The following is a 13,157-nucleotide window of genomic DNA, read 5'->3' on the forward strand; positions in this document are numbered from 1 at the left end:
ACACAATAGGTCTTCCAATACAAAAGTGAATCTTTCATACGGAGCACAAAAGGTGTCTTCTTTCTTGTTCTAACTATGAAAAATTATTTCATTTGTCCTTTAACTTCGTCAGCAAAGTTTTCTTCACGTTTTTCCATACCTTCGCCTACTTCATAACGTACGAAGTCTACAAGTTTACCACCTTTAGATTTTAAGAAAGCTTCAACTGTTTGATCAGGATCTTTTACAAAGTTTTGGTCAACCGCACAAATTTCTTGTAAATATTTACGTAAACGGCCTTCTACCATTTTTTCAACAATTTTCTCAGGTTTACCTTCATTTAAAGCTTGTTGTTTTAATACTTCTCTTTCGTGATTAATTTCATCTTCACTTACTTGTTCTGATGAAACATATTTAGGGTTAATTGCAGCAATGTGCATAGCTACATCTTTAGCAGCTTCTTCGTCAGTTGAACCTTCAACTACCGTTAATACACCGATGCGTCCGCCCATGTGTAAGTAAGCACCAAATGAATCGTTATCAGTTTTTGTTCTGATAGCAAAACGACGGATACTTAATTTTTCACCGATTGTAGAAATCGCTTCTTTAACACGTTGGTCAACTGATTTACCATCTGATAATTCAGTTTCTAATAAAGCTTCTACTGATTCAGCTTTTGTATCCAATACTTGGATAGCAATTTCTTTCACTAATTGTTGGAATCCTTCGTTACGAGCTACGAAGTCAGTTTCTGAATTAATTTCTACAATTGCTGCTTCGTTCCCTCTTGCTTCAACGTGTACTAAACCTTCTGCCGCAATACGGTCAGATTTTTTAGCAGCTTTAGCAATACCTTTTTCACGTAAGAAGTCTACTGCTTTATCGATGTCACCATCAGTTTCTGTTAACGCTTTTTTACAATCCATCATGCCAGCGCCAGTTTTTTCACGTAATTCTTTTACAAGTTTAGCTGAAATTGCCATTTCATATTCCTCCATTATTTAATGAATTTTATTGTATTTATTTTAAAAAAAGGTGATAAGCTTAAATATCTTATCACCCATTTTACATTATTCTTAGTTTGATTCAACAGAAGTGTTTTCTTCAGTTGTTTCTGCTTCAGTAGCTTCAGTTGATTCGTTTAAATCAATGTTTTGTTCAGCTGCTACTTCTTCATTTGATACACCTTGTTGACCTTCTAAGATTGCATCTGCCATTTTACCAGTTAATAGTTTAACTGCACGGATAGCATCATCGTTTGCAGGGATAACGTAATCAATTTCATCTGGATCACAGTTAGTGTCTACAATACCAACGATTGGGATGTGTAATTTACGTGCTTCAGCGATTGCGTTGCGCTCTTTACGAGGGTCAACTACAAATAATGCTTGAGGCATAGATTTCATATCACGAATTCCGCCTAAGAATTTAATTAAACGGTCATATTCTTTTTTAAGTTCTACAACTTCTTTTTTAGGTAATACTTCGAATAAGCCATCTTCTTCCATTTTTTCAATTTCAGAGATACGTTTGATACGTTTAGAAATTGTTTTATAGTTAGTCAAGATGCCGCCTAACCATCTTTGGTTTACGTAATATTGACCAGCACGTTCTGCTTCAGATTTAACTGAATCTTGTGCTTGTTTTTTAGTACCAACAAATAAAACTTTTCCGCCATCTTCTGATACTTGTTTAATGAAGTTATAAGCTTCTTCTACTTTTTTCACTGTTTTTTGTAAATCGATAATGTAAATACCGTTTCTTTCAGTGAAGATATATCTTTTCATTTTTGGGTTCCAACGGCGTGTTTGGTGACCGAAGTGAACACCTGCTTCTAGCAATTGTTTCATTGAAATTACTGCCATAATAAAATTCCTCCTATTGGTTTTCTACCTCCATAAAAAGCTCATATAAACACAACATTTAGTATGTCGCACCCTTTATACTTTCACTTTTTATGTGCGTATTGGCTTCATAGCCGTCAATAAATATAACATATACATTACTATAAATCAATACTTTCAAACTACTATTTTAAACATTTAAGAGGCTCAAACATCATGATCTGTTTCAGCCTCTTAATTAGTATTGTAAATGTTTGATTGTATTTAAATAGTGCTATAAAAACACATTATTCCTTCATGATTAGCTTTAATGATTTGCACAAACCTTTAGGTTATAAAATCAAAATATTTAAATTTGTTTTATATATTTATTACTAATATAAATTATTTAATACGGTCTAATTCATCCAAGAATTTTTCTTTTTTAACTTTGATGAAAGTACCTTTCATTCCTAGTGAACGTGATTCTATTACGCCAGCACTTTCAAGTTTACGTAGTGCATTAACAATCACTGAACGTGTAATACCAACTCGATCTGCCACTTTAGAAGCGATTAAAAGACCTTCTTTGCCGCCTAATTCTTCAAAAATGTGTTCAATCGCTTCGCTTTCTGAATATGATAGTGAATTGATTGCCATGCTTATCGCAGCTTTATCTCTAGCTTCTTTTTCTACTTCGTTGTGTTTTTCACGTAAAATTTCCATACCGATGACTGTAGCTGCATATTCGCCTAAAACTAGATCGTTTTCTGAGAAATCGTCAGTTACACGTCCAAGTACTAACGTACCTAGTCTTTCGCCACCGCCTAAAATTGGAAAAATTGTTGTTTTGCTATCGCCAAATAAATCTTTGTTTTCTGGCGGGAATACAGTTAACACATTATCAATGTCGATATTAGATTGTGTTTCTTTAACATCCATCAACTGATCTGTATATTCTACAGGGATATGTCTACTTTCTAACATTTGGATAATACGTTCATTTTTTAACAGCTCGTTTAAACTTGATCCTAAAATTTTACCTTTTCTTGAAACTATAAATACATTAGTAACCGTTACACTACTTATCGTTTGTGCTACATCTTTAAAATCTACAGCAATACCTTTATGTTTTTGTAAAAGCGTATTTAATTCTCTAGTTTTCGATAATAAGCTCATATTCCTTCTCCTTTTTATTTATATTATAAAATAAATGCACTTAAATCTTTATTTGTTGAAATTGTTTTCAACTTATCGTCTACGTATTGTGGTGTAATATCTACCACTGCATTAGGCATACTTGGTGCTTCAAAAGATAAATCTTCCAACATTTTTTCAAGTATTGTATGCAATCGACGTGCACCAATGTTATCAGTATCTTGATTTACCTGGAATGCTATCTCTGCTAATCGTTTAATTGCATCATCAGTAAAGTTGACTGTTACTTGCTCAGTTTGAAGTAACGCTTCATATTGTTTGATAAGTGATAATTTAGGTTCAGTCAAGATTCTAACGAAATCTCCCACTGATAAACTTTCTAATTCAACACGAATTGGAAAACGACCTTGTAACTCTGGAATTAAATCACTTGGTTTAGACACGTGGAATGCTCCTGCACCAATAAATAGCATATGTTCAGTATTAACAGTACCATACTTCGTTTGAACCATGCTACCTTCAAGAATTGGTAAAATATCTCTTTGTACACCTTGTCGTGAAACGTCTTGACCTGAACTTTGATTATTTGTGGCTACTTTATCAATTTCATCGATAAAGATAATACCCATTTGTTCCGCTAATTCAATCGCTTCTTGATTTGCTGTTTCTTGATCGATTAACTCGTCGGCAAATTCATCTGTCAAAATCTTGCGCGCCGTTTTAACAGGCACTTCTCGTTCAACTTTTTTCTTAGGCATTAATTGATTCATCATATCTTGCATTTGTTGATTTTGATTCGTACCTAACATACCCATTGCAGCAGGGTCTTGCTCAACCTTCAATCTAACTTTTTCTTCTTCTAACTTACCGTCCAGTAATTGCTGTTTAATTTCTGAACGCTTTGTTTTAACTTCTTCAGTAGGTGCTTCTTCCTCTTCGTCATTATTTTGACCGAAATTAGGCATCGAACCTCCAAAAAGTGACTCTAATGGGTTGTTATTATTATTTGTCGTTGCCTTTTTCTTCATGCTAGGCACTAATAATTTAACTAACTTTTCATTGGCTTTATTTTGCGCTTCATCATGTACTAATGTTTTTTTCTGCTCTTTTACTAATCTGACCGCAATATCGACGAGGTCACGTACCATACTTTCTACATCTCGACCTACATAACCAACTTCCGTAAACTTCGTAGCTTCTACTTTAATAAATGGCGCACCTACTACTTTTGCCATGCGTCTAGCGATTTCCGTTTTACCAACACCTGTTGGTCCAATCATCAATATATTTTTCGGAGCGACCTCTTGTTTTTCTTCTTCAGTCAAAAGACTTCTTCTATATCGATTTCTTAAAGCTATCGCAACTTTACGTTTTGCATCATCTTGTCCGACTATATATTCATTAAGTTTTGTAACAATATCTTTAGGTGTTAATTTAATACCATTCGTCTCCATTAGACAAGTTACCTCCGTTATAATCATTTTTTATCTCTGAAACATATTAATAGCTAATTATGGAAAATTTTCACTATTTCAACTATATCTTAATCTTAAACAATTTTACATTGCAAACAATTAAATTTCCATTTTTATTATTTACAATTCTTCTACGATGATTTGATCATTTGTAAATACACAAATATCTGAAGCAACTTTTAAACTTTCATACGCCATTTCACTCGCTGTTAAATGGGTTGCGTTACTCTTTAATGCCCTACCTGCACTTAATGCGTAGTTACCGCCAGAGCCTATAGCGATTAAATTATCATCTGGAGCAATAACTTCACCAGTACCACTAACTACAAGTATTGAAGTTTCATCCATAACTATAAGCATAGCTTCTAATTGTCTAAGTTGTTTATCTCCACGCCATTCTTGAGCCAATTCTACCGCAGCTCTTTCCAAGTTACCGCTAAATTGTTGTAATTTTGTTTCAAATTTTTCAAATAAAGTGAAGGCATCAGCTACACTTCCGGCAAAACCTGCCAAAACTTTATCATTATACAAACGTCTTACTTTTCTAGCTGTTTGCTTCATAATAACTTGCTCGCCAAGTGTAACTTGACCATCACCAGCCATTGCTGAATGACCATTATGCTGAACTGCAAAAATAGTTGTTGCATGGATTGATGTACTCATAAACTAATTCTCCTTTTTTGCACGTGGATGTGCATTTAAATAAACTTTTCTTAATTGTTCATTTGTCACGTGTGTATATCTCCCTGTTGTAGACAAGTTAACATGCCCTAATAAAGACTGCACTGTTCGTAAATCAGCGCCTTGATTTAACATGTGCGTTGCAAACGTGTGCCTTAGTTTGTGAGGATGAATTTCAGTCACGCCTGCGGTACGTTTTACAACATCATTTAGTACATAACGTACGCCACGTTCTGTAATGGGTTCTCCGTTCATATTGACTAATAAATACGTATGGTCACTATTTGTTTTAGGTTTGAATTGTATTAAGTAACGTTCAATACTTTGCTTGCAAAATTCACCAAAAGGTATAAAACGTTCTTTACCACCTTTACCCAATACTTTGACTCCTGGTGCATACATATCTACATCTTGTTCTTTTATATTAACCAATTCAGAAACCCTAATTCCAGTTGCATAAAGTAATTCTAAGATCACTCTGTCTCTCAAACCTTTCTTAGTATCACTTTCAACAGTATCAAATAAGGCTTTCATTTCCTCTTCATAAAAAAAGTGAGGTAAATATTGTTCTTTCTTGGGATGTACTAATTGTACGAATGGGTTAACTACTTGTTCATCTTGTGTCATCCAGTATTCGTAAAAACTTCTCAGCGTAGAAATTTTACGAGAAACTGAGGTTCTTTTCAAGTTTTTTGAATATAAGTAACTTAAATAGTTTCTAGCATCTTTATATTCAAATGTAGCTAATAACAAATGTTCCTGTGATAAGAAATCATTAAATTGTTCTAAATCATCGTGGTATGATTTCAATGTATGCTCTGAAAATTGTTTCTCCACTTTCAACATATATAAATATGCTTGTTGGATTTTTTCCATTAAAAACCCCTCCATCAATATGAATTGTAGCATATTGAAAGAGGAGTCTGCGAAAAAAAACTATTAAATTGAGTAAAACTTTCAAAATTTTCGGAGTTGTTTGTTAAATGCGATATTTTTAAAGTGTTTTTTTATAGTTATCTAAGTAGTCTAATGCACGGTTTGCTAATGTTTCATAACGTAATTTTTTATCTTTAATTCTATTTTCTAAAGTAGGTAAAAGTCCAAAATTAGCATTCATCGGTTGGAAGTTCTTTTCATTTTTAGCATGTGAAATATAATATGCCATACTTCCAATCATTGTTTCTCTCGGGAAAATGACCTCACCTTTATTTTGTATTTTATGTGCAACATTTATGCCGGCTACAAGACCACTCGCAGCGCTTTCTACATAACCTTCTACACCTGTCATTTGACCTGCAAAGTATAGTTCTTCTCTTCCCTTTAGTTCATACGTTTCTGTTAAAACATCAGGGGAATTAATAAAGGTATTACGATGCATCACGCCATATCTTACAATTTCAACATTCTCTAAGCCAGGTATAAGACGAATAACTTCTTTTTGTGCGCCCCATTTTAAATGTGTTTGGAATCCTACAATGTTATATAATGTGCCTGCCGCATCATCTTGACGCAATTGAACCACAGCATATGGTCTTTTTCCGGTCTTAGGGTCTTCAAGCCCTACTGGCTTCATTGGCCCAAATAGTAAAGTCTTTCTACCGCGCTCCGCCATAACTTCAAACGGCATACAACCTTCAAAGTATTTTTCTTTTTCAAATTCATTGACTGGAGCAACTTCTGCTTCCATTAAAGCATCATAAAATGTATTAAACTCTTCTTCAGTCATAGGACAATTTAAATAGGCTGCTTCACCTTTGTCATAACGTGATTTTAGATACGCTTTGTCTAAATCTATACTATCTTTTTCAACGATAGGCGCCGCTGCATCATAAAAATATAATTGATCTTTACCAGTAGCTTCGACAATTTCATTTGCCAATTTATCTGTTGTTAAAGGTCCAGTAGCAATAATAGTATACCCTTCTGGAATGCTATTAATTTCTTCATTTAATACTGTTATATTTGGATGTTCTTTTAATGTTTCAGTAACATAACCTGCAAAATCATGACGATCAACCGCTAAAGCACCTCCTGCTGGTACTCTTGCTTTATCTGCAGCACGAATAATCAATGAATCCAAATGTCTCATTTCTTCTTTAAGTACACCTACTGCATTTGTTAACGCATTACCTCTTAATGAGTTAGAACACACTAATTCAGCAAACTTATCGGTGTGATGTGCAGGCGTTTGCTTAACTGGTCTCATCTCAATAAGATTGACTTTTATACCTCGTTGTGCCAATTGATATGCAGCTTCTGAACCAGCAAGCCCAGCACCTACGACGTTTACTACTTGAGTCATTTATTTACCTCCTACTTATAAAATAGCAACTTAGACATTCTATCATATTTATAAATATATCCTCTAAATTATAAATATATGTCGTAAGTTGCTACTATCGTTCATATATAATTATTTAAAACAACAAGCGATATTTCATTATTTATTTCTGTTCTTCTTCTTTGTAATCACAATTAGAACATACAACTTGGCTCTTACGCCCTTGTTTTTTCTCAACAAGATATTGTTCACATTTTGGACAGTCTCGACCTATTGGTTTATCCCATGTAACAAAATCACATTCTGGATATTTCGAACAACCATAGAACACACGATTTTTCTTCGATTTACGCTCTACGACGTCGCCTTCTTTACATTTTGGACAAGTTACCCCAATTGTTTTAACAATGGCTTTTGTATTACGACAATCCGGGAAATTTGAGCACGCCATAAATTTACCATAACGCCCCATTTTAATGACCATTGGTGAACCACATACTTCACAGTCTTCACCAGCAGGTTCATCTTTAATTTCAATTTTTTCCATTTCTTCTACAGCACGTTCAACATCTTGGCTGAAACTACTGTAAAAGTCTCTTATTACCTTTTTCCATGGAATTTCACCGTCTGCCACTTTATCTAGTAATGTTTCCATATTCACAGTGAAATCAACATCTATGATTTCTGGGAAGTAATCTTTTACTTGTTCGTGTACGATTTCACCTAATTCTGTTGGTACAAAACGTTTACTTTCATTTTTTACATAATTTCTTTTTTGTATTGTATCAATAGTTGGTGCATACGTAGAAGGTCTCCCAATCTTCAACTCTTCCATTGTTTTAACTAGACGAGCTTCAGTATAACGTGGTGGTGGCTGTGTGAAATGTTGCGATGGTTCAATATTTGTAGCTGTAACCATTTCACCTTCTTCAATATTCGGCAATTTATTATCTTTACCATCATCATTATCATCTTTTGCTTCAACATATAATGTCATAAAACCTTTAAATTTGATTGTTTGACCATTTGCACGGAATTTTATATCGTTTTGCGTTATATCCATGGCAACTGTATCTAAGATTGCTGGTGCCATTTGACTAGCTACAAAACGTTCCCAAATTAATTTATAAAGTCTATGTTGATCTCTAGTTAAAAATTGTTTCATTTCATTTGGTGTACGTAAAGTGCTTGAAGGTCTGATTGCTTCGTGAGCATCTTGAGCTCCTTGACCTTTTGCTTTGCGATTTGATGTATAGTTTTGACCATAAGTTTCTTCAATATAGTTTTTAGCTTCTGCCTTAGCTTGATCGGATATTCTCGTTGAATCAGTACGCATATAGGTAATTAAACCAACCGTACCTTGTTTTTTCAAGTCAATACCTTCGTATAATTGTTGTGCTAACATCATTGTTTTACGCGCTTTAAAGTTCAACTTACGCGCAGCTTCTTGTTGCAACGTTGAAGTTGTAAATGGGTTTGCAGGGTAACGTGTTTTTTCTTTCTTCGTTACTTTCGTTACTTCGAATTGATCTCCGTCCAACTGTGTTGTCACTTTTTCAACGTCATCTTTATTTGTTAACTTGTATGGTTTGTTTTTTAAATGTAAAAATTTAGCTGTAAATTTAGATTTTTTATATCTAAATTCGCCTTCAATTTTCCAGTATTCTTCTGGTTTAAAGTTTCTTATTTCATTTTCTCGATCAATGACAAGTCTTAGTGCCACTGATTGTACGCGGCCGGCTGACAGCCCTTTTTTCACTTTTTTCCAAAGTACTGGTGAAATATTATAGCCTACCAAACGGTCTAATATACGGCGAGCTTGTTGTGCATCCACAAGCTCCATCTCTATACCTCTTGGATGTTTAAAGCTATCTTTCACTGCATCTTTTGTTATTTCATTAAACACTACTCTATTTTCTTTTGAATCTTCTAAATTTAATATATTTGCTAAATGCCAAGCAATAGCTTCACCTTCACGGTCCGGGTCACTCGCTAGGAAAACTTTTTTGGCTTTCTTAGCATGTTTCTTTAATTCTTTAACTACAGGCCCTTTGCCGCGTATTGTAATATATTTGGGTTCATAATCATTTTCTGCATCTACGCCCATTTGACTACGAGGCAAATCTCGAACATGCCCCATTGATGCGATAACTTTGTATTTTTTCCCTAAATATTTTTCAATAGTTTTAGCTTTTGCAGGCGATTCAACTATGACTAAATTTTCTGCCAAAGTAGTTACCCCCTTGCATTTTCTAATTACAAAGATAAATGATAAACGGTGTATTTTGTTTTTGTCAATGTTTTTAATTTTGGTGTGTATTAAATCAACGTATTATTGTGGTCAAAATTTATAATTGTCATTAGTTTTACATATGTTTTCTATGAAACTATATTACTAACTATTTAAAATTTCATAATACCTAAAATTTACATTGATTAATTATAATCTTCTAAAATGTCACATACTTTCACAACAATTTTTGCGCCTTCTTGGGCATTCATTAAATTTCCTTGGACCATAGGATTGTATATAGATCCAGGTAATACATACACTTCTCTATTTTGCTCCAATGCGCAATCTAACGTTATATTGGTACCACTATTCAAAGTTGATTCTGTAATAAAAACACCTTTTGCAAGGCCGCTAATAATTCTATTTCGCTCTGGAAAATAATGTTTCTGAGGACCTTCTGTCGGTAAATACTCACTAATTACTATACCTTTAGCCTCTATTTGCTTTCGAATAGCTTTAGTTTCTTTAGGATAGTGATATTTATGACCAAAACCTAACACAGCAATCGCTCCCATATTATATTTCAGCGTTTGTTCATGAGCCATTCTATCAGCACCTTTAGCCAAACCAGATATGATAATTAAATTTTCTTTTTTAAAATCGGGGAAGAATGTTTCTAGTGTTATTTGAGTATACTTAGTAGCTTGTCTCGAACCGATAATAGCAAGTGTTTGTGTAGATTGCATTAAAGAAGGATGACCTTTATAAAAAAGGATAAATGGTGGATCATGTATTTCACGCAATAATTTAGGATAAGTATTAGAATCAATAGTCACATAACTAATATGCCATTGTTTAAGCAATTTGAAAATATGCTTAAGCTCTAAATTTAAAAAGTTGTCATAAATCGTACGTTTTCTTTTAATTGCTGACTTTGTTAAAAAACTTTTGAGGGTGTATTTTTGTTCTATTTCACTATCATGTATAAATGACGGTGCAAATTCAAATAATCGGTGCAAATGACGTGTGGTTAGCCCTGAAAATCTCAGTTTTAAGTAAAGTTGTTCTTTCATGTATCGAGCTCCTTTATATGTATATTATAAAGGAATTTCTATTGGTTTTATTTTACATTATAGAATCATTTTTTATGAAATGTAATATAACTTTAAAGAGTAATTCTTGTAATTGAACGAGTTCGCTCATATAAGCGACGCATAATATAACAGTATAAATAGTACCAAGTGTAAAAACTACCTTATATTAAAATTGAACGCAATTTTTAATGATATATTATTGAACTATTAATATGGTAGAAACGCAACCTAAAAAAGCACAAACTCCGACATATTATCGGAATTTGTGCGCATTATGGAAGAAACAATTATTTAACAGTCAATAATTGTTCGTATATACCTGCTTCTTTTGCAGCATCTATCAATGTCGTACCAATTTCAGAAGGTGTATCTGCTGTTTTCACGCCACAGCTATTAAGTGTTTTAATTTTTTCTTCTGCAGTACCTTTACCGCCTGAGATAATAGCGCCAGCATGACCCATACGCTTACCTGGAGGAGCTGTTTGGCCACCAACGAAACCTACCACAGGTTTAGTCATGTTAGCTTTAATCCACTCTGCAGCTTCTTCTTCTGCAGTACCCCCGATTTCGCCAATCATAACAACAGCTTTAGTTTCTTCATCTTCATTAAATGCTTTTAATACATCAATAAAGTTTGTACCGTTAACAGGGTCTCCGCCAATACCTACAGCAGTTGTTTGGCCAATTCCTTCTTCAGTTAATTGATGTACTGCTTCATAAGTTAATGTACCAGAACGTGAAACTACGCCGACATGACCTTTTTTATGGATATAACCTGGCATAATTCCAATTTTACATTCATCAGCAGTGATTACGCCTGGACAGTTTGGGCCAACGACACGTGTTTTCTTACCTTCTGAGTAACGCTTAACTTTAACCATATCAACTACTGGGATATGTTCTGTAATACAGATTGCTAAATCTAACTCAGCTTCAATACATTCTAAAATTGCATCTGCAGCGAATGGTGCAGGTACGTATATAACAGAAACTGTAGCTCCTGTCTCTTCTTGTGCTTCTTCAACTGTATTGAATACTGGAACGCCTTCAACAACTTGTCCGCCTTTACCTGGAGTAACCCCAGCAACAATTTGTGTACCATATTCAAGCATTTGTTTTGTATGGAAAAGGGCAGTTGACCCTGTGATACCTTGTACAATTACTTTTGTATTCTTATCAATAAATACGCTCATCTTCGTGCTCCCATCCTTTCCTTATGCTTCTTTAACAAGTTTTACGATTTTTTGTGCACCTTCAGCCATTGTAGCTGCTGGTTCAATTGCTAATCCAGATTCTTTAAGGATTTCTTTACCTCTTTCAACGTTTGTACCTTCTAAGCGTACAACAAGTGGTAACGTAAGTTCTACTTCTTTAACTGCGGCAACTATACCTTCTGCAATGATGTCACACTTCATAATACCGCCAAAGATATTTACAAAGATACCTTTAACATGTTCATCACCTAAAATGATTTTAAATGCTTCAGTAACTTTTTCTTTAGTTGCGCCGCCCCCTACGTCAAGGAAGTTAGCCGGATTTCCACCGAAGTGATTAATTGTATCCATAGTAGCCATCGCTAAACCAGCACCATTTACCATACAACCGATATCACCATCTAATGCAATATATGATAAATCATATTTAGATGCTTCGATTTCTTTTGGATCTTCTTCTTCTAAATCACGTAATTCTTGAATATCTTTATGTTTAAATAATGCATTATCATCAAAGTTAACTTTTGCATCTAAAGCTAAGACTTCACCTTCGCCTGTAGTTACAAGTGGGTTGATTTCAACGATAGAACAATCTTTTTCAATGAATACATTATATAATGATACTAAAAATTTAGCCGCTTTATTAATTGACTCTTTTGGAATATTAATGTTGAATGCGATTCTTCTCGCTTGATATGGCGCTAACCCGACAACAGGATCAATTGTTTCTTTGAATATTTTTTCAGGTGTTTCAGCAGCTACTTCTTCAATTTCTGTACCGCCTTCTTCTGAAGCCATTAAAGTAACTCTATCTGTTGCACGATCAATTACAAAACCAACATAATATTCTTTTTGAATATCGCAGCCTTCTTCTATGTAAAGGCGTTTAACTTCTTTACCTTCAGGCCCAGTTTGATGCGTGACAAGCGTCTTACCTAACAATTCATTTGCATAAGTTTCCACTTCGGATAGTGATTTTGCAATTTTCACACCGCCAGCTTTACCTCTACCCCCTGCATGAATCTGTGCTTTTACCACATAAACTTTGGAATCTAATTCTTTTGCCTTTTCAACCGCTTCTTCAGCAGTATACGCTACGCGTCCTTCTGGGACAGCAACGCCCATAGAACGAAATATTGCTTTACCTTGATACTCGTGGATATTCATTCTCCATCCTCCTGTTTCTTAGGTTAAGTTCATAATCAATTATAAGAAATGA

The 13,157-nt window shown here is 34.2% G+C and carries 11 protein-coding genes; all 11 read right to left on the minus strand.

Annotation, left to right across the window (positions count from 1 at the left end; translation table 11 throughout):
- Positions 1-83: 83 nt before the first annotated feature.
- Positions 84-962 (minus strand): translation elongation factor Ts, encoded by an 879-nt coding sequence (gene tsf / locus J5E45_RS02950; RefSeq protein ID WP_039066760.1) that lies wholly within the window; start codon positions 960-962, stop codon positions 84-86.
- Between the two features lie 93 nt (positions 963-1,055).
- Entirely contained in the window at positions 1,056-1,844 is a 789-nt protein-coding gene (rpsB, locus tag J5E45_RS02955; RefSeq protein ID WP_039066761.1) for a 30S ribosomal protein S2, read from the minus strand.
- 363 nt (positions 1,845-2,207) lie between these two features.
- Positions 2,208-2,981: a GTP-sensing pleiotropic transcriptional regulator CodY gene (gene codY, locus J5E45_RS02960; RefSeq protein WP_017724290.1), complete on the minus strand. Its 774-nt coding sequence runs from the start codon at positions 2,979-2,981 to the stop codon at positions 2,208-2,210.
- A gap of 23 nt (positions 2,982-3,004) precedes the next feature.
- Positions 3,005-4,414: an ATP-dependent protease ATPase subunit HslU gene (gene hslU, locus J5E45_RS02965; protein ID WP_039066763.1), complete on the minus strand. Its 1,410-nt coding sequence runs from the start codon at positions 4,412-4,414 to the stop codon at positions 3,005-3,007.
- 141 nt (positions 4,415-4,555) lie between these two features.
- Positions 4,556-5,098, minus strand: coding sequence for an ATP-dependent protease subunit HslV (gene hslV / locus J5E45_RS02970; protein ID WP_017724288.1), 543 nt, complete (start codon positions 5,096-5,098; stop codon positions 4,556-4,558).
- A 3-nt stretch (positions 5,099-5,101) separates the two neighbouring features.
- Entirely contained in the window at positions 5,102-5,992 is an 891-nt protein-coding gene (xerC, locus tag J5E45_RS02975; RefSeq protein WP_039066765.1) for a tyrosine recombinase XerC, read from the minus strand.
- Positions 5,993-6,110: 118 nt separating this feature from the next.
- Positions 6,111-7,418 carry an FADH(2)-oxidizing methylenetetrahydrofolate--tRNA-(uracil(54)-C(5))-methyltransferase TrmFO gene (gene trmFO, locus J5E45_RS02980; protein ID WP_119585700.1) on the minus strand — a complete coding sequence of 436 codons (1,308 nt, stop codon included), beginning with the start codon at positions 7,416-7,418 and terminating at the stop codon, positions 6,111-6,113.
- 142 nt (positions 7,419-7,560) lie between these two features.
- Positions 7,561-9,627: a type I DNA topoisomerase gene (gene topA / locus J5E45_RS02985; RefSeq protein ID WP_208181561.1), complete on the minus strand. Its 2,067-nt coding sequence runs from the start codon at positions 9,625-9,627 to the stop codon at positions 7,561-7,563.
- A 206-nt stretch (positions 9,628-9,833) separates the two neighbouring features.
- A complete protein-coding gene (dprA, locus tag J5E45_RS02990) occupies positions 9,834-10,703 on the minus strand; it encodes a DNA-processing protein DprA (RefSeq protein WP_039066769.1) in 870 nt (289 codons plus the stop codon).
- A gap of 308 nt (positions 10,704-11,011) precedes the next feature.
- Complete coding sequence (sucD, locus tag J5E45_RS02995) at positions 11,012-11,917, minus strand: succinate--CoA ligase subunit alpha (protein WP_039066771.1); 906 nt, start codon at positions 11,915-11,917, stop codon at positions 11,012-11,014.
- Positions 11,918-11,938: 21 nt separating this feature from the next.
- Entirely contained in the window at positions 11,939-13,105 is a 1,167-nt protein-coding gene (gene sucC, locus J5E45_RS03000) for an ADP-forming succinate--CoA ligase subunit beta (protein ID WP_039066772.1), read from the minus strand.
- Positions 13,106-13,157: the final 52 nt, after the last annotated feature.

Origin of the sequence: Staphylococcus shinii (assembly GCF_017583065.1) — a bacterium.
GTDB lineage: Bacteria > Bacillota > Bacilli > Staphylococcales > Staphylococcaceae > Staphylococcus > Staphylococcus shinii.